Below are 19,841 nucleotides of genomic sequence, written 5' to 3'. Positions count from 1 at the left end.
TAGGTACTGATTACTTAAATTGGATGTCGTATTCTGCTTTGATCTTCGCTTCACACATTTTGATTTCATTCTCAAAACGTTCTAGCCATTTCTTACCTTCCGGGCCTGTCTCTTTCAAAAATTCTTCTCTAACAGGTGCCGCAGCCGTAACAAATGCTTGTTTTTCAGCTTCTGTTGGGCTGTAAACTTTACCGCCAGCTTTCTTGAATTCTTCATACGCTGTGTATTCGCGGTGTTTAGGGTATGAACGTAGGTATTGGTTTTGTGCCGCGATACCATCGATTACCACTTGTTTTAGCTCATCCGGGAGCGACTTAAATTTCATGTCGTTGAATACCCAAGCGCCGCCCATGTAACCGTGACCATCAAGGATCATGTAATGGATACTTTCATGGAACTTGTTCATGATGATATCTACGATACCGTTTTTAGTACCGTCAACCATACCCGTTGAAAGTGCTGTGTACACTTCTGGCCATGCGATTGGTGTTGGTGCACCGCCAAGTGCTTTAACAAGGTCTTGCTGAGTTTTTGCCGGTACCGTACGAAGTTTTAGACCTTTTACGTCACCCGGTACTTTTACTTCTTTCTTGGTTGTTGCGATGTTACGCCAACCACCAGAGTTCGATACTGCCATTAGACGCACGTTTGGTGCACGTTGCATGAGCTCTTTACGCACGTCCGCAATGAGTTGTTCGTTGTCGTACACACACTCTGCTACGCGGTCATTTGGTAGTAGGTATGGCAGGTCGAATGCACCAACTGGTTGCCAGAAACCGCCTAGCTCAGGAATCGTTGTTTGGAAGTAATCGAACATACCCGCTTGTACCCCAGCGATACACTCTTTTGCGTTGGCACACAGCTGACCTGCGGGGTAGATATCAACTTGAATTTTACCGTTAGAACGAGACTCTACATAATTCTTCAATACAAGTAGCGATTGGTGGTTGTAGCTATCTGCTGTCGTTACGTGTGGAATAGTTAGTTTGTAATCCGCTGCGTTTGCAGCACCAGCCGCAAGAAGAGATGCAGTGGCAAGGCCCAGTAGTGTTTTCTTCATGTTGTTTCCTTACTCATTATTGGTGCGGCTCATTTATTAGGGCAAAGAGCCGTGGGACTAATTGAGAATTAATTTGTCTGTATTTGTATTTTTTGTTGTTTTTTTAACCTAAAAATGGTGATTGAGAGCATAGTCGCGTTAAACATATCGTTTAGTAAGCCACCATAAGATCCAACCAAGACCGCATTGACCATCCAAGTTAAGGTGCAAATCAGGAATGCAATTCGCATTCGCATGCCTTCGGAAATAAACAGTGCGTAGCAACTAATGATTGATGCAATCGCCGGTAACACATCACGTGGCTCTGAGTAGAAATAAACACTCATCGCTATCTGCACCGCAAGGAACAGGTAAAAGACTTTAAGTCCTTTATATTTCACTGAAACTAGCGCACGGAACGAGTTTATTAATAAATTCAACCCAGCCACGACAGCGCCAAGCAAGGTATAGTGAATTGAGAACGTCAAACAAGAGAGGCAGATAACAGCTCGCATGCGATTGTCATTAGTTGTAAATGATGCAAATAGGTTTAAACCTAATGCCACAAATCCCAATGCTTGAACCAGTGTCTCATTCATCTAATTTTCTACGCTCAACTTTTGTTTTCAATTTCGCTCAATACAATTCTTGGCAAAAAAATCTATATAAAGTTCAAGAGCTTATGATTGCAAGGGTTTGTCGTTTTTCTTACGCGGATTGACTATAAATTACATATTCGATTAGTTATAATGAATAAAATTCAGCTTTCGATTCCAAACCAGAATGGATACAGATTTACTTCGCACTTTTTGCCAACTTGCCGATGACAAGAACTTCCGTGTTGCCTCGCAACACCTCTATATCACTCAATCCGCGCTAACTAAGAAGATTCAGCGCCTCGAAGAACAGCTAAAAGTTTCATTATTTGAACGCGGTCGACATGGCGCAGAATTAACCCCAATGGGTAAGGTTCTCCTGCCAGAGGCAAAGCGGGTTCTTAAAGGCTTTGAATCATTTCAACGCTTAGCAACCTTCGTTGCTGAAGGTACCTCCGGTCATCTTAATATCGGCTTTGGTATCTCTTCTTTCCACGAAGCGCCAAACTATATTGCTAAGTTCAAGCAAGATTGCCCCGATGTTCACGTCACGCTTAATGACTACCCTTCTCACCAACTGGTTGAAGAGCTGCAATTAGGTAACCTGCAACTGGGTTTTGACCGTTTATCAGTCGATCCGCCACTTAAAGCTATCCCGCTATACTCGGACCGCCTGGCCATCGCGATTCATAATGAAGAGATGTTAAACTTTGATAATCTGTGGGGCTCGCTTAGTCACTACAACTATCTAGGCTTGAGTCGTGATAAAAACCCGACCCTTAATAAGCACATCACCAATTATTTGTGGGAAGCAAAGCAGCGCCCAGCGGTGTTTGAAGAAGCCAACGACATTGTTACGGCGTTAGCACTGGTTTCAGCCCGTTTGGGTTACACCATCATTCCTGCAAGCGTAGCGCGGATCAGCCAGCCGCATATTCGCTTTATTCCGCTAACAGGCAAACACTCCGAGTGGGAAATTGGGCTACTTTGGAACAGCGATATCACCGATCCGGTGCGTGAAGCGTTTATTAAGAAAGTGGTCAGCAAGTAAAACCGCTCTTAGCGCTGACTATAAAAAGAGTATTGGCGGCTATTTTCGCCGATTTACCCACCGCTGACAATCAATGGTTGCCAGGTCAAACCCCACTGCTTGTTAACCCAAAGGCAGCGCCATCACTATTGCGTCTTCACGCCCCTTCACTGCCGGGTAATAGTTATGGCGCACCGTCACCTGGTTAAAACCAAACTCTTCGTAAAGCGCAATGGCAGCCAGATTAGAGGCGCGCACTTCCAACCACAGAGTGGCAATGCCGCGTGCAGTTAACTGTTCGATCACCGCTGTCAACAGGGTGCGCCCTCGCCCTTGGCGTTGCCAGGTGGGGTGAATGGCGATATTAAACAACGTCGCTTCATCAAGCACTATCTGGGTTATAGCGAAACCGGCCATCTGCCCATCCGCTTCCAGTTTCAGGTTAAGGTAACGCTCACCTTGATTACTGGCGAAGGTCGCTGCTGTCCAGGGAAATGCATGGCTGGCTTGTTCAATTTTAAACGCGGTGGCCAGGTCGGCCGTGGTCAGGGTAGAAATCGTGTTCATGATGACAAATCTGCTGCCACAGTGCCCGTTTGGCACCGGCATCTTGAGAAAGCTCGGCCAATGCCGGGCTAAATAACTGAGCACCGGGTACCGCAAGCGGCTCCTCAATGCCCAGCCGCCAACTGTTGCACTTAATATCTTCCGGTAACATGGCCACCTGGTCCGGTGTCAAACCATAGGTTTGTGCCGCTGTTAACCCCAGGCTGCGCAGCACATCACAAAACAGCTCATCATGCGGTTGCGGCAAAACCTGCGCCACCACCAGCAAACGCACCTCCGGTGGCACGCTGACCGCCACTTCCCCCTGTAACACACCAGGACGACGCAATACCCATTGCGTAATGCCTAATTGTTGTAACAGCCAGTCGCGTTTTGCTGCCATGCTGCTCCCCGTGAGTTAAGTGCGTTAGCTATTTTCTGCCGCGTCATGCTAACAAACCCTCAAGCTCTGCGCCATGCTTGCTTTAGTTCTACTCTGCAACTGCCCCCCTTTTAGGTATATAATCCCGGTTCAATTTTGAGGAGCTAAAACTGATGTCTGCCATGACCCCCGCCAGTGAAGTGATACTGCGCCACAGTGATGAGTTTATTAAACGCCGCGTACTGTTCGCTGGTGACCTGCAGGATAGCCTGCCCGCCCAATTCGACGCTGCAGATGTGCGGGTTCATACTCAGCAATATCATCATTGGCAGTTACTCAACCGCAGCATGGGTGACAATGCACAGTTCGGCTTGACGGTGGAACCCGAGTTTATCGCCGAATGCGACACGCTTATCTATTACTGGCCGAAGAACAAACCGGAAGCGCAATTCCAACTGTGCAATATTCTGGCTCTACTGCCGGTGGGGATAGAAGTCTTTGTGGTGGGTGAAAACCGCAGTGGGGTGCGTAGCGCGGAACAACTGTTGGCAGGCCATGTTCAGTTAACCAAAATCGACAGTGCCCGCCGCTGTGGGTTATACCACGGCAGCCTAGATGTGCAGACTCAATTTGAGCTAGCGGAGTGGTGGCAAAGCTACCCGATACATGATCTGCAAGTGAAAACATTGCCGGGTGTATTTAGCCGCGATGGGCTGGATGTTGGCAGCGCGCTGCTCCTGTCAACGCTGGAAAAACACCAGAAAGGCAAAGTGCTGGAAGTCGGTTGCGGTGCTGGCGTGGTCGCCGCCGTAATGGCCCGGCTGTCACCGAAATTGAAACTGACCCTGAGCGATGTGAACGCAGCGGCGGTTGAGTCCAGCCGCGCCACGCTGGCGGCTAACGACATAGCCGGTGAAGTTTTGGTGAGTAATGTCTATTCGGATATCACTGGTCGTTTTGACCTGATTATTTCCAACCCGCCGTTCCACGATGGTTTAGCCACCGACCTAACCGCCGCAGAAATGCTCATCCGTGGTGCGGTAAAACACCTGCCGATTGGTGGCGAATTACGCATTGTCGCCAATGCCTTTTTACCTTACCCGAAGATTCTGGATGCCACGTTCGGCAGCCATGAAGTATTAGCGCAAAATGGCCGTTTTAAAGTCTATAAAGCGACGGTGGGCCGCCCAGCGCGGGAAGCAAAAAAAAGATAATTAATCGGTTCTGCTTTATGACCGAAAGAGCAAAAAAATCGGCCTGTATTGCTCTCGTAGGGTACCCGTGTCATTCAAGCTGTAGCAGACGTTTGCGTTTTTCCCCCACTAGGAAGAATGCAAACGTGATTCAATAACGCATCGCGTTTTTACGCTACAACTTGAATGAACATGGGGGTATAAGCACTTTATCTATACCTCATCATGCATAAAATAGGCTCATGACCTTATATTTCTCGCCAAGCATACACGCACGCTGTAACGCTAGCGGCAAGGAGTTACACTGCTCTACCTTGTTCGTGATCACCCCTTTGCTTTATCAATAACCGCGATATGTCGATAACACTGCGTGAACCAAAAGCAGCGCATTACTGGCGTCCCATCGCCCAGCCCTGCACCAACAAGAAGATGGCGTTTTTTACAGCAAACGCTGCTAAACCGGGAAATAACGGTTGACGAAACCTGCAAAATCTCTAGAATTCGCCACCGTGGTTGTGTTACTCCGGTAACGTTTTGGTACTGCGAAGGTGGCGGAATTGGTAGACGCGCTAGCTTCAGGTGTTAGTGTCCTTACGGACGTGAGGGTTCAAGTCCCTCTCTTCGCACCAAAAACTAGACCCAAGTTCATTCAAGTTACAGGTAGGCGGCAACAGAGAGAATCCCGGTGAGCTTACACAAGTAAGTGATTCGGGTGAACGAGAGCAGCCAACACCCCTGTGGGTTGAATGGCGACGGGTATATCACAGATTTATATTGCACAGCACTCATGCGAAGGTGGCGGAATTGGTAGACGCGCTAGCTTCAGGTGTTAGTGTTCTTACGGACGTGAGGGTTCAAGTCCCTCTCTTCGCACCAAGCTGGTGATATAAATCAATCAATGCAACACATCTTTTGTGCGAAGGTGGCGGAATTGGTAGACGCGCTAGCTTCAGGTGTTAGTGTTCTTACGGACGTGAGGGTTCAAGTCCCTCTCTTCGCACCACTTGATGGGTTCTCTTCTTGTTGTTCCTCCCGGTTTAATCGATTAAAAAAGCTGACTGGCTCTGATGGCATTTGCCACTTTTAACTGCGCTTGGCTATTTTTTCCTCAACTATAAAAAACTTTTACTATTCGTCGCGTTTTGCACATGCCATCAAGGCGATAGCGCATTACACTTAGCTCATTAACTTGATGAGTTGACCGTATACAAGCGACGCATCGAGCGCAAAAATTACCAATACTATTTTATATGGACAATGATCGTTGAAGACTTCACTCTCCACCTTATCGCTGTTGCTGGGGTTATGTACCCCATGGGTTAGCCAAGCCAGCAACTCACAACTGACCTCGCAGATTGTCGACAAATATGCTGAACATATGTTCTTCAACAGCGGCGCAATCGGTATGTCGCTGGTAGTGATCGACAATAATCAAGTGGTGAACCGCAGTTTTGGCAGCACCAAACCGGGTAACAATCAACGCCCGCAGCCCGACTCGTTGATCCGCATTGCCTCCATCACCAAGCTGATGACCAGCGAAGTGATGGTTAAAATGGCGGCGGAAGGTAAAGTCAAACTGACCGACCCACTGCGTAAATATGCGCCTAAAGGGGCTTATGTTCCCGCTTACAGCCCCTCTCAGCCGATAACACTGCTGAATTTAGCTAGCCATACCAGTGGATTGCCCCGTGAACAACCGGGGAAAAAGCCGCCAAAGACACCGGTCTTTACCTGGCCGACCAAAGCGCAGCGCTGGCAGTGGCTGGCACATGCCAAGATCACCACACCACCCGGGACTCACGCGGCCTATTCTAACTTGGCTTACGACCTACTGGCGGATGCGCTCTCTCGTGCTGCAGGCAAGCCCTACAACGCCCTGCTGCGTGAAAAAATCACTACCCCCTTGGGGATGGTGGATACCACATTAACCCCGACCGCTGAACAGTGCTCACGCTTGATGGTGGCCGCGGTCAATCCCAGCACCTGCCGGGATACCAGAGCCGCAGCTGGCAGTGGTGGCGTTTACTCCACCCCGCGTGATATGCAGCGCTGGATGCAGCAATTTCTTTCTTCTAACGTCACCGGGCCACGCAAGCCCACCGCTGCCAGTGAACAAACCATGTACTTCCAACGCCAGAATTTGGTTACCGTGAAGGGTATGGACGTTCCCGGTGAAGCATCGGCCCTGGGTTTGGGTTGGGTTTATATGGCACCTCAAGCAGGCCTGCCGGGGATCATTCAGAAAACAGGTGGTGGCGGTGGGTTTATCACCTATATGGCGATGATACCGCAGAAAAATATCGGCGTATTCGTGGTGGTGACCCGTTCAGAATTGAGCAAGTTTACCAATATGAGCGACCCGGTTAATCAGTTGGTGGCAGATTTAGCAGCTAACCAGGGTTGAAATAAGTTGACCCAACATGGGCACACCACGGGTGTGCCCATTGCTGATATCTCTTGATGACTCAGATCACTGACAACTAAAACGGAAGGTCTTCGACTGGCACGGAGCTAGTTGAGTGAATTCCCCTTTAGCCGCATGCTGCTGCGATAGCGGTTGTTCGTCCATCGCTGTTTCCACCCACTCTGTTAATGGCCGTGTGGTGGTTAACTGCCCGCTGAGCGTGCCTTGTTCCGCCGGGTTGTACACGCGGATAATCAGAGCTTCAGCATCTTCAGCTTTCTTCAACACACTCAACACCGGGCCAGATTCTGCCATCGACAGCAGGCTAAAATGCAGTGGTGTGCGGACATTAGCCAGATTCAGTTTCATCGCATCAAACGGCAGTTTGTTGTAACAACGAACCGGCGTCACATAGGCCCGGGCCTGTTGCATCACGCCCGCCTGATGAGGGTCGCCAGCAAAACTAAACAAGCTAAAGCGACAATGCAATTTGCCACGCATTTGTGAGTCTGGCGTTGGCAGTTTAATGCCGGAAGGACGCCCAGGGCGTAGCAACAACTCTTCCTTACCCAACACTCCCACCGAACGGAACAGGGTTAAGGCAAAGGTATCGCGGCGTTCACCGATAATTTCAAACTCACGCAGCCCTTCAGTAAACAGCGCTAGCCCGTGTTGCTTATCATGCAGTGCCGCAAAGTTCATCAATTGCCATACCGGGATCGGCGCTTCCTTCCAGCCCTCTTGCTGCCAATGGGCCATCGCAGGATCGTCCACCGGGCGGGTAATGGTACCAAATTGGTTATCTGCCAGTACCGTCTGGCTGGCAAATGGCGTTGGGATCAGCACACGGACACGGTGATCATCGGCTTGGTTATCTAACCACATTTCGATGTCGATCCGGCGGCTGTTATGCGCCAACGTCACTTCACAGCGCACATCAAGGTAACCGTCACAACGGCGTTCTGCCCGCTGTTGCAAATTAACCGGTAAGGCCATACGTAGCGCCAGTGTAATGCTACTCTGCCAGGCTTCATGCTTGATAGCGGTGGTGACGGCGCTTTCAGTTGAATAGATCAACCACTCCTGACGGGAAGGTGAATAGTCATACTCATCACCATCGTCAGAACCTTCTTCCAGTTGTAGCACCTGCTGATAACGGCAACCGGTCTGTTTATCTTCAATATCCAGGGTGCCATTGGCATTGAGCCCAATACGGTAATAGGCGTTTTCCAGGCATTCTGCTGCCGCTACCGATGGCTGGCGCTGTTTACCCGCTTGGTTAGCGTGAATATGCAAGGTGCAATAGCCCATCGCAGGCAGTGGCTGATACAACTGGATGTCGTACTCCATAAACGGGTCGTAGTTGCCGTAGTGCACAATCTGGCGATCCACCAACCCCGGGTCAATCTCCCGCGCTGCACGGATAAAATACTCCACCGGTTGCCCTTGCTCATCAAGCAGCGAGAATTGCTGGGCGCGAATGCGGATCGTGGTGTTGATCACCTCACTACGCGCATAAGGCAACAAGTTAAAGAAGGTCAGTTTATCTGCCACCGACCCGGGTGCATCACCATGCTGTACCGGCATATTGTCGACAATCTTGCGCATATAGAAGCGGACCAGATTCTCGGCCATATCATCCGCCAAGATAAACCGCGTCATAATCTCCTGGTGCACCTTGTCACTACAGCAACAACCAATACTGTCGTGGGCATGGTTTTTCAGGATCTCTTTCCACATTTTTTCCAGCAGACCGTGATGGTATTCAAAACCCAACGACCAGGCGATAGCAGCCAATGGCTCGAGGATATTGACGATTTTGTTCTCAATCTCGGCATGAGCAATCTTGATATCCATACGGGTCGACGAAATAGTGCGGTGTACACGCATATACTTGCCGTCGTTGAACTCGCCTTTTAATGTCGCCAAACGTTCACGGCTAGCTTCAATCTGCTCGAATACCTGCTCAAAACGGCTCATCACAAACTCGCGCCGCGGGTAAATCTCGCGCAATTTAGCCATTACCTGGAAAATGTTCTGCTGCAGTGGCATCTGATCGTGGCCGTTAGGCAGCAGAATATCTTTGGTGACTGAGGCGTTTTCCAATACGTTGAAATAGCTATCCAACCGTTTACGCAACCCGGCTTCATCTTCTGGCAGGTATTTACCAATGGCATAACCTAATGGCAATACTTGTGCCGCCACTTCACTGCCATCGTTGCTCTGCCAAAAAAACTCAGTCTTATCGGTGCCATGGCGTTCGGAACAGCCCCGCCAGAACATGGCGCGGGTAATACCAAAGCCATTGAAAATATGCGGTAATTGTGAAGACATACTGAAAGAATCTGGCAGATAGCCAATCTTCATCGGCTCACCAAACGCCAGGCAATCACGCATGCCATACATCAGGTTACGGACAATGGATTCCCCCGACACCACCATGGTATCGGTTTGGCTATACCACGGGCCGATAATCAGTTTACCTGCCTGCACCAGTGCTTTCACCCGCTCACGGTTTTCTGGCTTGATGGCGAAATAATCCTCCAGCACTGCCGTTTGACCATCCAGCACATAGAAACGATACTCTGGGTCACTTTCCAGCCGGGCCAAGATCTCTTCCATGTTGTTAATCAGCAGGATACGTGACTCCTCGGTGGTGAAATACCACTCACGATCCCAATGCATATGCGGTGTAATATGTACGCGTGATACAGGTTTCATGTTCAATTCCTAAATAAGCAAGCGCCGCTTTTACGGCGCTAAAAAAAATTACTCAGCTTTAACAATGGTGTATTTGCCTTGCTGCAGCGCATGGCGCCGCCAGAAGATCAGCACCAGCGTGGAGATCACCGTGCCAATCAGTGCCGCCCCAAACCAAATGGCTGCTGACAGCAAGCCCCCCAGGCCATTGTCATGCAATAAGAATAACGAGAAGATCCCGGCGCCCGGCGTTGATAAGCCAATGCCCATTCCACCAACAATCGCCCCCGTCACCATTGAACCCACCAGGAAGGAACCAATCACCCGCAGTGGATCTTCAATCGCCATTGGGATCGCCCCCTCGGTGATCCCGGCCAGGCCGAGTAACCAGGTGGATTTCCCGGTCTCAATTTCAAACTGTTGGAACAGACGTGGGGCCAGCAGAGTAGAAGCAGTCACAGTGAAAGCGGAAACCATCTTGACTGCGCCAAAAATCGCATAGGGGCCGAACACACCATTAGCCATTGCCCCCAGGCAGAACGCATAGGCGGCTTTATTTACTGGGCCACCCAGATCAAACGAACACATAAAGCCAAGAATAGCCCCAAGCACCAACGCATTGGCACCCGACAAGCTATTGAGCCAAGCGGTCAGGCTGTTGTTCAGCCAAGCTACCGGTTGGCCAATCACAAACAGCATCAGGCTACCTGCCACTAAGGTGCCGATTACCGGATACAGGTAAAATGTCAGGAAGCCATTAAAGTTAGGGCTAAGGCGCACATTGTTCTTCACCCAACGCATCAAGTAACCGGCAATCAGGCCACCCACCACACCACCGAGGAAACCGGAACCGATCATGTTGGCGGCTAACCCGGCGGCAAAACCCGGTCCTAATGCCGGTTTATCCGCCAATGAATAGGCGGTATACGCTGACAGCACCGGCACCATCAAGATCCCCAGCATGCCACCGCCCAATTTGCGGTACATCCACAGCCAGGAGTTCTCTTGATCGAACAGATGTTGCAGGCCGAGCATTTGTGCCAGTAATACTGACACCGCCAACACGGTACCCCCGGCAACGATCAGCGGCACCGCAAAGGAGATGCCGCTCAACAAAGCCTGTTTCAGTTCAGTCTTAACGCTGGGTTTCTTTACTGGTGCTGCGCTTTGCTGAACCCGAGGTGAATCTTTAGCCTGTTCACCAGCAGCCAACGCCTGCTGTAAAATACGTTCAGCATGTTTAATCGGTTCCGCCACTGGCGTTTCAATACGCGGAATACCGTTAAAACGTTCTACTTCTTTAATCGCCACTTCGGCGGCAAATACGCAGGCTGTGGCCTGATTGAGTTGTTCAGCGGTCAACCGCCCTTCGATACCATTGGCACCTTGTTTCTCAACATAGACATTGATGCCCAGTTTACGCCCGGCTTTCTCAAGATATTCCGCTGCCATATAGGTGTGGGCGATACCCGCTGGGCAGGCAGTGACGCACACCACGGTTGGCCGAGACTGATCTTGCGGTTGCTCTTCTGCTTCCGGGGCACCGCCCGCCAACAAAGCCAGCAACTGCTCTGGGGTTGTCGCTTGCAGCACCGCTTCACGCACATCATCATCCACCAGCGCGGTCGTCAGGCTGGTCAATAACTGCATATGAGTGGAACCGGCTTGATCTTCAGGGATCGCCAACAGAAAGATCAGGTTGACGCTTTCCGGGCCATCAATCCCTTCCCATTGCAGTGGTTCTTTCAGTGTGGCAACAGCAAATGCGGCTTCTTTTACCGCCTTGCTTTTGCCGTGCGGTACCGCCAAGCCTTCACCCAGTGCAGTGGGGCCTTGTGCTTCACGCGCCAATACCGCTTGTAGGAAAGCGTCTTTATCATACAACTTGCCTTGTGCTGCCAATTGATCAGCAAGTTGCTGGATAGCCTGATCACGTCCCGCAAATACCGTTTGCAGGTTTATCAGACTGGGATGGGTCAGGCTGCTCAGGTTCATCGTTATCCTCAGATTGGTTATCTTCACTCAGGTGCCGAGGCCGTTCCCTCGGCAAAATATGGCTCTATGATAATCATTGTTATAATACCATTTTGTGATCCATTTCAAATCAACGCAATTTTTGTATTATATTTGTATCATATAACTTGGAGTGAAATGATAACAACTGCACAAATTATGGTGTTATCTGTTTTTTTATCCGCTCACGAAAGCTAGAATGCAGGCAGATCGTCACACAACCCCAGGGATACCCGCGCTGTGAGTAAAAAACCCATCTATCGCCAGATTGCCGATACCCTGCGTAAACAAGTTGCTGATGGTGAACTGCAACCCGGTGCAGCACTGCCGACGGAAGCCCAGATGCGTGAACAATATGGGGTTAGCCGAGTCACGGTGCGCCAGGCGTTGAAATTACTCACTGAAGAGCAAGTAATTGAAAGTATTCAGGGTAGTGGCTGGTATGTAAAAGAAGAAAAGGTCAATTACGACATCTACCAGCTCACCAGTTTTTATGAAAAGTTGGCTGACCGTAATGTGGAAACTCACAGCGAAGTACTCGCCTTTGAAGTGGCAAAAGCCAGCCCAACCATCGCCGAAGCGCTACGTTTAACCACCGAAGACAAAGTGTATTACGTCAAGCGAGTGCGCTATATCAAACAAAAACCAGTCACACTGGAAGAAACCTGGATGCCGCTGGCACTCTTCCCCGACCTCAGTTACGAAGTGATGGAAAAATCAAAATACCATTACATTGAGCAGGTGAAAAAGCGGGTGATTGAGCGTAGTGAGCAGGAGATTATTCCCGTGATGCCCAGTGAAGATGTGGTTAACGCCCTCGGCATTGACCCACAAAAACCGATCCTGGAGAAAGTATCTACTGGCTTTCTTGACGATGGCACCGTGTTCGAATTCAGCCGCAACTTCTTTAAGAGTGATGATTACAAATTTACGTTAGTGGCAAAACGTGGGCGCTAACAGCGTGGCTTCTCTTATTGCTGGGTGTGCCAAAATTGAATATACGTACCATTACTCTATAAGCCAAAGCAGGATGGCTGTTCTAATGATTTGCCATCTCCCATTTTATTAAACAGCTGCCCTTTGGCTGGTGTAATCAGGGCAGACACAAAGGTCTGCCCTACCAAACAGCAACACGGATGAACCAAGGTCTAATCCCCTCAGCCCAAAGGGTCACCCTTTAATATCAGTTCACTTTAACTGGCATACCCAAACGCGCTTTCATCGCAGTGTCGACTTCGCTTTGGTTGACAGCCGGATCCATCAATACTTTCTCCACTGGGGCTGTAATCGTCAGCGGGACAGGATCTTTCGACTTAATCTGTTCTTCGTTAGCAGATAACGGGTTATGTACCTCCACGTAGCGTGAGCCATCTGGCTCCACAGACACTTTTATCGGTTCATTGATAAACTGCACGCGGGTACCTACCGGCACCTTGTTAAATAAGTATTTGATATCGTCAGATCTCAAACGTACACAACCGTGGCTTACGCGTAAGCCAATACCAAAGTTGGCGTTAGTGCCGTGGATGGCATACAAACGGCCAATATACAGTGCATGCAAGCCCATCGGGTTGTCTGGACCCGCCGGGACGACAGCAGGCAGGATCTCACCTTCAGCCGCATACTCTGCGCGCATTTTCGCGGTTGGCGTCCAGGTTGGCCCTGCTTTCTTGCGCTGTACCGTGGTCACCCAATCCTTCGGGGTATCTGTACCCAACTGACCAATACCTATCGGTAATACTACGACGGTATTGCTGCCTTTAGGAAAGTAATACAGGCGCATTTCCGCGCTGTTGATAATAATGCCTTCTCTAGGGGTATCCGGTAGCAGCAATTGCTGTGGAATCACCAGCTGACTACCAGGCCTTGGCAAAAAGGGATCAACCCCTGGGTTCGCTTCCAGCATATTACTAAACCCCATCTGATACTCAGCCGCGAAGCTCTCCAGCGGCAGTTTGCTATCTGCAGGAATCGTAATTTCAATATTCTCGCCGATCAGGCGGCTTCCCTTGGCGGGTAACGGGTATACAACAGCGGATGCTGCCTGGCTGAACACAGTCAGGGCAGTAAACAGGGTTAATAACGCGCGAATGCTCATTTTCATCTTCGTAATTAGAGTAGTGGCCATGTTAGCTATTAAAAGTCTATACACGGGTTCTTTCAAGTTGAGGCCAGAATACTACCCTTGTCACCGTGGTAACGGTACCCCCGATTGAGGGATGGATAAGCCAAATAACAGAGGAAAGCCAGCTTCCCTGCAGCTTGAAAGACAACGAGTATATGTCGTCTCCGATCAAATGTGACCGGACGCGCATTATATGTGCACTTGGTAGCAAGAGGGAAATATTACTCGCGTAAATTGCCCTCTTTTTTGGCGCCCAATAGCGTCTGCTACCGAGAATTGTTTCTCCCCACATCGCCTTTGTTAAGGGTTGTTACTCAAAAACCATGGCGGTACAACACTGAACCCGCCCATTTCCCCCTCTTGATTCAACGGTGTTAAGGGGCAATTGTCGCCATCACGCCACTTTCACCGACTTGCTCACGTCATAAAAACGTCATCAAAAGCTGTTAATTAATGAGCCCGCCATACCCAAAATAATTCGAGTTGCTTGTAGGCGGCCAGCGATGGAATCCCCAGGAGCATAGCTGACTATGTGACTGGGGTGACAGAGTGCAGCTAACACCCAAGCAGCTTGAAGGATGAAGAGTATAATCTATCGGGCTATTAGGGATGACCCATAATGTCAAAAAAAACAGCACTATCTGCACTGTCTATCGCCATACTGCTTTCGCTCAACACGGCTTGGGCCATTGAAGCCAGGACTATACAAGCAACAGAGTTGATCTCGGGGTTCAGCCTGCTGAATAACAGCACGGCAGGGCAGACGGTATTAAATGACAACCTCAATACGTCAATCGCCACCAATAACAACGCCTCTGATGCTGTGCGAGCCAGAGCCATTGCCGATAACACTATTGCGGCACTGATTGGCTCAATCAGCAACGGTTTACTGGTGGCAAATGCCCTTGGCCCAAAGATGTATGGCACTTTCGCTTCCGCTAACAGCATCAATGCCACTAATTATACCGCTACCACCTTCTCGAAGAATTTCGAAGCGCTATTCTCACAAGTTAATGCGCTCATTCAGGTCGATTCCAGCTTTGCCAAAAACTACTATGCCAATGGCAGTGCCAATGGTAACCCCGCTCAGCTCGCCACGGGCATTAGTCTGCCCGCCGGTGGGGTCTATAATGTTTATGACTTGGCTTACCACCCTACTGAGGCAGACCGTAACACCATTGGCAACTCTCGCCCTGTCCAGGTCGCCCCCGATAGCATCGACACGTTCAGTGCGCCTGATTTCTTCGGCGTTGAAACCGACTCGGCAGTAGCCATCATCCCCACGCTTAAAAGCAATGCGGCGTTTCCGAGTGGGCACGCCGCCTTTGGTTTTGCCAGTACGTTGCTGTTTGCTGAAATGGTGCCAGAACGCTTCCAGGAATTCCTGTTACGGGGTTCGGAATATGGCAATAGCCGTATGGTACTGGGTGCCCACTATGCATTAGATGTGATTGGCGCACGGATCATGACCACCTACGCATTAGCACAAATACTGAACAATAACCCTGATTATTTGGGGCAAAATATTGCCAGCATTCTCGGGGCCCCGATGGTCACCACCAATGACTTCCAAGGGTTGATGCAAGCAGCTCAAACTGATTTACGCAGCCTGTTGGAACAGGGTTGTCAGAGCACCCTTGCCGAATGCTCCGCCGCAGACCAAGCACAACGCCAGGCTGTAGCTGCGCAAAACAAAGCCGATTATCGTTACCGTATGACTTACGGCTTGGCAGTGATAGGCCCAACCGACCTTGCCCCAGTGGTACCAGAGGGAGCTGAGGTGCTAATTGCCAGCCGTTTCCCTTACCTCACCGCTGAACAGCGGCGCGATGTGCTGGCCACCACCGAGATAGAATCCGGTCATGCTCTTGATGATGGCTCCGGTTGGGCCAGGATTAATCTCTACGATGCCGCCGATGGTTACGGTGCCTTTAACGGTAATATCACGGTGAATATGGATGCCAACCAAGGCGGGTTCAGCGCCTATGATGTTTGGGCCAATGATATTGCCGGTAACGGTAACTTTGTCAAAAACGGTTCAGGGGTACTTGAATTCACCGGTAACAATAGTTTCTCCGGCCCAACGACGGTGGCAGGTGGTGCGCTGATCATCAATGGCTATTATGGGAACTCTGCGGTCACGGTTGATAATGGAACTTTGCTGGGTGGTTCGGGTACGGTTGGCACATTAACCGCACAATCCGGTGCCATTATCGCCCCCGGTAATTCCATTGGCACTTTGCAGGTAGCCAATAATGTCACCTTCCAGCCGGGGGCTCGCTATGCGGTAGAAATTGCCACTGATGGCCGCAGTGACCAAATCCAAAGCCAAGGCATGGCCATACTAAACGGTGCGGATGTGCTGGTCTCACTCGAACACAGTGGCAACCTGCTTAGCCAAAATGAGGTCCACAGTCTGCTGGGTCACCAATACACCATTTTAAGCGCACAGCTTGGGGTTCAGGGTCAGTTCGATACCGTACAACCTGACTATCTGTTCCTGGGGACCACGCTTAACTATCAACCTACCCAGGTCACCTTGAACGTGGGCCGCAACACGACCGCCTTCGCGGATATGGCATTAACGCCAAACCAGCGGGCGCTGGCTACTGCTGCGGATACCTTGCCAGCAGGCAACCCAGTTTATGAAAGCATCCTGACCAGTCAAAGCGCTTGGGAAGCACAGCAGGCCTATCGCCGCTTATCCGGACAAATTCATGCGGATATGGCCTCAGCCCAGATCAATGACAGCCGTTACCTGCGGGATGCCTTGAATGAACGCTTGCGCCAAAGTGAAGGGCTTACCCGCTCACCAGACATTAAGGTGAATGAAGGGGGAGCTTGGGCACAATTCCTCGGGGCATGGGATCACGCCTCTGGTGACGCTAATGCGACGGGCTATCAGGCATCCACTTATGGCATCCTGATGGGGTTGGACTCCACCTTGGCACAACAATGGCAGCTTGGGGTGACCAGTGGTTATACCCGCACCTCACTCGACGGCGGCTACGGTTCCAATGCCACCAGCGATAACTACCATCTGGGGGTTTACGGCGGCAAGCAGCTTGATAACCTGGCATTGCGTGCGGGCAGCACCTATACCTGGCACCGTATCGAGACCTCACGCAACGTGAATTACGCTACTCAGTTTGATAACCCGAATGCCAATTACAGCGCTCGCACTCAACAACTGTTCGCCGAAGCAGGCTACAGCATCCAGGCGAGCACCGTGAAGCTGGAACCTTTCGCCAACCTGGCCTATATCAACTACCAAAATAACGGTATTGCCGAAAATGGCGGTGCAGCCGCGTTACACGGTGATAAACAGCATACTGATGCCACCGCCTCAACACTCGGCTTGCGTGCAGATACCCAGCTGCAAGCGGTTACCCTGCGTGGTGAGTTGGGCTGGCAACACCAGTATGGTGATAGTGATCGTGGCATAGGGCTGATGTTCAGCGGTAGCAGCGTGCCATTTGTTAACAATAGCGTGCCGGTATCCCGTGATGCGGCGGTAGTGAAAGCCAACGCCGAAGTCGCCGTTGGCAACAATGCAACACTCTCGCTGGGCTATGGTGGTCTGGTATCGTCAAGCCACCAGGACAACCGGGTTAATGCTGGCTTTACCTGGCATTTCTGATAGTTAAGCCTTCCGCACCGCATCTTCGCAGGAAGAGGCGGTGCAATTACGCTTTTTGGGTGATACTCAAGTTCCCGGAAAATCGATTAAATACCTTTTCCCCGGGCTGATTAACTCATTACAGTACGATAAAGCAACTCATCGAGTTCACGGTCGCTGTCCGCCAGGCTGTCCGGTAACGCTTGCTGCCTGACATCCGCTGCCAGTTCCTTGGCAATAAACCCATGTATCCTCTCCCTGCGCGGGCCATATTCCGCTTCACCCGCACGCTGCTTCGACTGCAGCAACTGATGGATTTCCGCCAACAGCCGAGGTTCATCGACGGTTCCAGCCAATAGCTGGTCAAAACGCATCGGTGGTACCCCCTTGCCAGCTTCTATCCAACGCACCGCCAAGAGTGGGCGCAATACGTAAAAATATTTTTTTAGCCGTACTTGCTCCCCTTGTAGATAACCACGGAAGTTTTTCCGAGCCATCGACAAATAGTGCCAACGTGCCCGCTGGGCAGAAAACCACTGTGGGACCAGGCTGCGCAATGCCGCCACACTCTCTTGGCTCTCTTGATAGACCACTGGTGAATCCAGCCACTCGATCAACGTCGGGTTACCGCGTTTCAACAAACCTAAGGTCTTACGCCACTCCCAGCCACAAACATCCAATTCTTGATCGATGGGCAGCTCTATCACATCCCGCTGTGGTTCTACGCGCAGATACCATTGCGGCTGATGGACATACAAAAAACGCACATCGTAATCACTGTCTGGGGAAGCGAATCCCCAGCCCCGGCTACCAGACTCGCAGGCATACAGCACCCGCACCTGGTAACGTTGTTCAACGTCGCGCAGTACCTGCCTGACTTTTTCACGCATGGCACTGCTAACACCATTTAATTGCTCTTCCATATTCTTATCCTTTCACGCACACCACTTGCCGCAGGGTATGAACCACTTCCACCAAGGAAGATTGTGCCGCCATCACGGCATCGATATTTTTATAAGCCATGGGGATCTCATCAATCACCTCATGGTCTTTCCGGCATTCCACATGGGCTGTCGCCTGGATCTGATCAGCCACAGTAAAACGCTTTTTCGCGGCAGTACGGCTCATTACGCGCCCCGCTCCATGGCTGCAGGAACAGAAGCTTTCTTCGTTACCCAACCCACGCACAATGAAACTTTTCGCCCCCATCGAACCGGGGATAATCCCCATCTGCCCCGCTTGCGCCGATACCGCGCCTTTACGCGTTACCCAGACCGACTCACCAAAGTGTGTCTCACGCTGCACATAGTTATGATGGCAGTTCACCGCTTCCTGCTGTGTGGTAAACGGCTTGGTTATGGTCCGCGACAACACCGCCAGTACGTGTTCCATCATCACTTCCCGGTTATGGCGGGCAAAGTCCTGCGCCCAACCCACTGCTTCCATATAATCCTCAAAATGCGCGCTACCTTCGGCAAAGTAGGCCAGATTACGATCCGGCAAGTTAGCGATATGCTGCTGCATATCCTGTTGAGCCAGAGTGATAAACAGCGAACCAATGGCATTCCCCACACCACGAGAGCCGCTATGCAACATCACCCACACCTGCTGAGCTTCATCCAGGCAAACTTCAATAAAGTGGTTACCGGTTCCCAGGGTCCCCAAATGCAGATGGTTGTTCGTCTTCAGCAACTGTGGGTATTTATCGGTCAAGCGCTTAAAGCGCGGGGCTAATGTCGCCCAATATTTATTGACGGTTGCTGGCGGTTCCCCCCAGGCACCTTTATCTCTTTTACTGCGCGTTGACGAGCGACCATGAGGAACCGCCTGTTCAATCGCACTACGCAAGCCTGCCAGATTATCCGGCAGGTCCGCGGCGACCAAGGAAGTCCGTACCGCAATCATGCCGCAACCAATATCCACCCCCACCGCCGCCGGGATAATCGCCCCACGAGTCGGGATCACACTGCCAATGGTCGAACCTTTCCCTAAGTGCACATCCGGCATCACCGCCAGATGTTTAAAAATAAAGGGCATTTTTGCTGTATTCAGCAATTGCTCACGTGCTTCAGGCTCAACGGGTACACCTTGTGTCCACATTTTGATTGGAGCACTGTTAACTGGCGCGATTAATTGATAGTTATTTTTCATAGCGTTAGTCATCTTTTCTCTTTGATATCATCATTCCCGATCT

At 50.6% G+C, this 19,841-nt stretch carries 14 protein-coding genes and 3 tRNA genes; 8 read left to right on the top strand and 9 right to left on the bottom strand.

Annotated features, from left to right (window positions below; translation table 11 throughout):
* Positions 1 to 10: 10 nt before the first annotated feature.
* Together ACX9GV_RS01900 and ACX9GV_RS01895 are read right to left on the bottom strand one after the other, a co-directional pair.
* Positions 11 to 1,060 (bottom strand): TRAP transporter substrate-binding protein, encoded by a 1,050-nt coding sequence (locus ACX9GV_RS01900; protein ID WP_473196844.1) that lies wholly within the window; start codon positions 1,058 to 1,060, stop codon positions 11 to 13.
* 68 nt (positions 1,061 to 1,128) lie between these two features.
* Positions 1,129 to 1,638 (bottom strand): YgjV family protein, encoded by a 510-nt coding sequence (locus ACX9GV_RS01895; RefSeq protein WP_473196843.1) that lies wholly within the window; start codon positions 1,636 to 1,638, stop codon positions 1,129 to 1,131.
* A gap of 184 nt (positions 1,639 to 1,822) precedes the next feature.
* On the opposite strand from ACX9GV_RS01895, the gene ACX9GV_RS01890 reads away from it, so the two are divergent.
* Positions 1,823 to 2,686 carry a LysR family transcriptional regulator gene (locus ACX9GV_RS01890; protein ID WP_473196842.1) on the top strand — a complete coding sequence of 288 codons (864 nt, stop codon included), beginning with the start codon at positions 1,823 to 1,825 and terminating at the stop codon, positions 2,684 to 2,686.
* 102 nt (positions 2,687 to 2,788) lie between these two features.
* On the opposite strand, the gene rimI is transcribed toward ACX9GV_RS01890, so the two are convergent.
* Together rimI and ACX9GV_RS01880 are read right to left on the bottom strand one after the other, a co-directional pair.
* Entirely contained in the window at positions 2,789 to 3,232 is a 444-nt protein-coding gene (gene rimI / locus ACX9GV_RS01885; protein ID WP_023492689.1) for a ribosomal protein S18-alanine N-acetyltransferase, read from the bottom strand.
* Positions 3,183 to 3,614, bottom strand: a complete 432-nt coding sequence (locus ACX9GV_RS01880) for a DNA polymerase III subunit psi (protein WP_023492688.1) — start codon at positions 3,612 to 3,614, stop codon at positions 3,183 to 3,185. Before ACX9GV_RS01880 ends, rimI begins: the two co-directional genes overlap by 50 nt.
* A 152-nt stretch (positions 3,615 to 3,766) precedes the next feature.
* Between ACX9GV_RS01880 and rsmC the strand changes: the two genes are divergently transcribed.
* The 5 genes from rsmC (at position 3,767) to ampH (ending at position 7,190) form a co-directional block, all read left to right on the top strand.
* The gene (gene rsmC, locus ACX9GV_RS01875) at positions 3,767 to 4,807 is read left to right on the top strand and encodes a 16S rRNA (guanine(1207)-N(2))-methyltransferase RsmC (RefSeq protein WP_473196841.1); all 1,041 of its coding nucleotides are present in this window, start codon (positions 3,767 to 3,769) and stop codon (positions 4,805 to 4,807) included.
* Positions 4,808 to 5,328: 521 nt separating this feature from the next.
* Positions 5,329 to 5,415: transfer RNA gene (locus ACX9GV_RS01870), tRNA-Leu, on the top strand.
* A gap of 160 nt (positions 5,416 to 5,575) precedes the next feature.
* Positions 5,576 to 5,662 (top strand) — tRNA-Leu (locus ACX9GV_RS01865).
* A 40-nt stretch (positions 5,663 to 5,702) separates the two neighbouring features.
* Positions 5,703 to 5,789, top strand: a tRNA-Leu gene (locus ACX9GV_RS01860).
* Positions 5,790 to 6,077: 288 nt separating this feature from the next.
* The gene (gene ampH, locus ACX9GV_RS01855) at positions 6,078 to 7,190 is read left to right on the top strand and encodes a D-alanyl-D-alanine-carboxypeptidase/endopeptidase AmpH (RefSeq protein WP_235186792.1); all 1,113 of its coding nucleotides are present in this window, start codon (positions 6,078 to 6,080) and stop codon (positions 7,188 to 7,190) included.
* A gap of 66 nt (positions 7,191 to 7,256) precedes the next feature.
* Here the strand turns inward: ampH and mngB are convergent, their stop codons facing one another.
* Both mngB and mngA read right to left on the bottom strand, forming a co-directional pair.
* Entirely contained in the window at positions 7,257 to 9,911 is a 2,655-nt protein-coding gene (gene mngB, locus ACX9GV_RS01850) for a mannosylglycerate hydrolase (RefSeq protein WP_473196840.1), read from the bottom strand.
* Between the two features lie 48 nt (positions 9,912 to 9,959).
* Positions 9,960 to 11,885, bottom strand: coding sequence for a PTS 2-O-a-mannosyl-D-glycerate transporter subunit IIABC (gene mngA, locus ACX9GV_RS01845; protein ID WP_473196839.1), 1,926 nt, complete (start codon positions 11,883 to 11,885; stop codon positions 9,960 to 9,962).
* Positions 11,886 to 12,143: 258 nt separating this feature from the next.
* Between mngA and ACX9GV_RS01840 the strand changes: the two genes are divergently transcribed.
* Positions 12,144 to 12,860, top strand: a complete 717-nt coding sequence (locus ACX9GV_RS01840; RefSeq protein WP_023490346.1) for a GntR family transcriptional regulator — start codon at positions 12,144 to 12,146, stop codon at positions 12,858 to 12,860.
* Positions 12,861 to 13,086: 226 nt separating this feature from the next.
* On the opposite strand, the gene ACX9GV_RS01835 is transcribed toward ACX9GV_RS01840, so the two are convergent.
* A complete protein-coding gene (locus ACX9GV_RS01835) occupies positions 13,087 to 14,007 on the bottom strand; it encodes a L,D-transpeptidase family protein (RefSeq protein ID WP_473196838.1) in 921 nt (306 codons plus the stop codon).
* 640 nt (positions 14,008 to 14,647) lie between these two features.
* On the opposite strand from ACX9GV_RS01835, the gene ACX9GV_RS01830 reads away from it, so the two are divergent.
* Entirely contained in the window at positions 14,648 to 17,668 is a 3,021-nt protein-coding gene (locus ACX9GV_RS01830) for an autotransporter outer membrane beta-barrel domain-containing protein (protein ID WP_473196837.1), read from the top strand.
* A 110-nt stretch (positions 17,669 to 17,778) separates the two neighbouring features.
* Here ACX9GV_RS01830 and ACX9GV_RS01825 read toward each other — a convergent pair whose 3' ends face one another.
* Both ACX9GV_RS01825 and ACX9GV_RS01820 read right to left on the bottom strand, forming a co-directional pair.
* Positions 17,779 to 18,570 carry a nucleotidyltransferase domain-containing protein gene (locus ACX9GV_RS01825; protein WP_473196836.1) on the bottom strand — a complete coding sequence of 264 codons (792 nt, stop codon included), beginning with the start codon at positions 18,568 to 18,570 and terminating at the stop codon, positions 17,779 to 17,781.
* Positions 18,571 to 18,574: 4 nt separating this feature from the next.
* Entirely contained in the window at positions 18,575 to 19,810 is a 1,236-nt protein-coding gene (locus ACX9GV_RS01820) for an RtcB family protein (RefSeq protein WP_023490342.1), read from the bottom strand.
* Between the last annotated feature and the right edge of the window lie 31 nt (positions 19,811 to 19,841).

This window comes from Serratia sp. 25CWL12, assembly GCF_055790885.1.
Note: the sequence above shows the minus strand (reverse complement) of the source record. Positions and strands in the feature narration are given on the sequence as shown.

Coding starts and splice junctions, on each gene's coding strand:
- ACX9GV_RS01825 (WP_473196836.1), bottom strand. CDS start 18,570: ATGGAAGAGCAATTAAATGGTGTTAGCAGTGCCATGCGTGAAAAAGTC.
- ACX9GV_RS01835 (WP_473196838.1), bottom strand. CDS start 14,007: ATGAAAATGAGCATTCGCGCGTTATTAACCCTGTTTACTGCCCTGACT.
- mngB (WP_473196840.1), bottom strand. CDS start 9,911: ATGAAACCTGTATCACGCGTACATATTACACCGCATATGCATTGGGAT.
- ACX9GV_RS01890 (WP_473196842.1), top strand. CDS start 1,823: ATGGATACAGATTTACTTCGCACTTTTTGCCAACTTGCCGATGACAAG.
- rsmC (WP_473196841.1), top strand. CDS start 3,767: ATGTCTGCCATGACCCCCGCCAGTGAAGTGATACTGCGCCACAGTGAT.
- mngA (WP_473196839.1), bottom strand. CDS start 11,885: ATGAACCTGAGCAGCCTGACCCATCCCAGTCTGATAAACCTGCAAACG.
- ACX9GV_RS01895 (WP_473196843.1), bottom strand. CDS start 1,638: ATGAATGAGACACTGGTTCAAGCATTGGGATTTGTGGCATTAGGTTTA.
- rimI (WP_023492689.1), bottom strand. CDS start 3,232: ATGAACACGATTTCTACCCTGACCACGGCCGACCTGGCCACCGCGTTT.
- ACX9GV_RS01820 (WP_023490342.1), bottom strand. CDS start 19,810: ATGACTAACGCTATGAAAAATAACTATCAATTAATCGCGCCAGTTAAC.
- ACX9GV_RS01880 (WP_023492688.1), bottom strand. CDS start 3,614: ATGGCAGCAAAACGCGACTGGCTGTTACAACAATTAGGCATTACGCAA.
- ACX9GV_RS01830 (WP_473196837.1), top strand. CDS start 14,648: ATGTCAAAAAAAACAGCACTATCTGCACTGTCTATCGCCATACTGCTT.
- ACX9GV_RS01900 (WP_473196844.1), bottom strand. CDS start 1,060: ATGAAGAAAACACTACTGGGCCTTGCCACTGCATCTCTTCTTGCGGCT.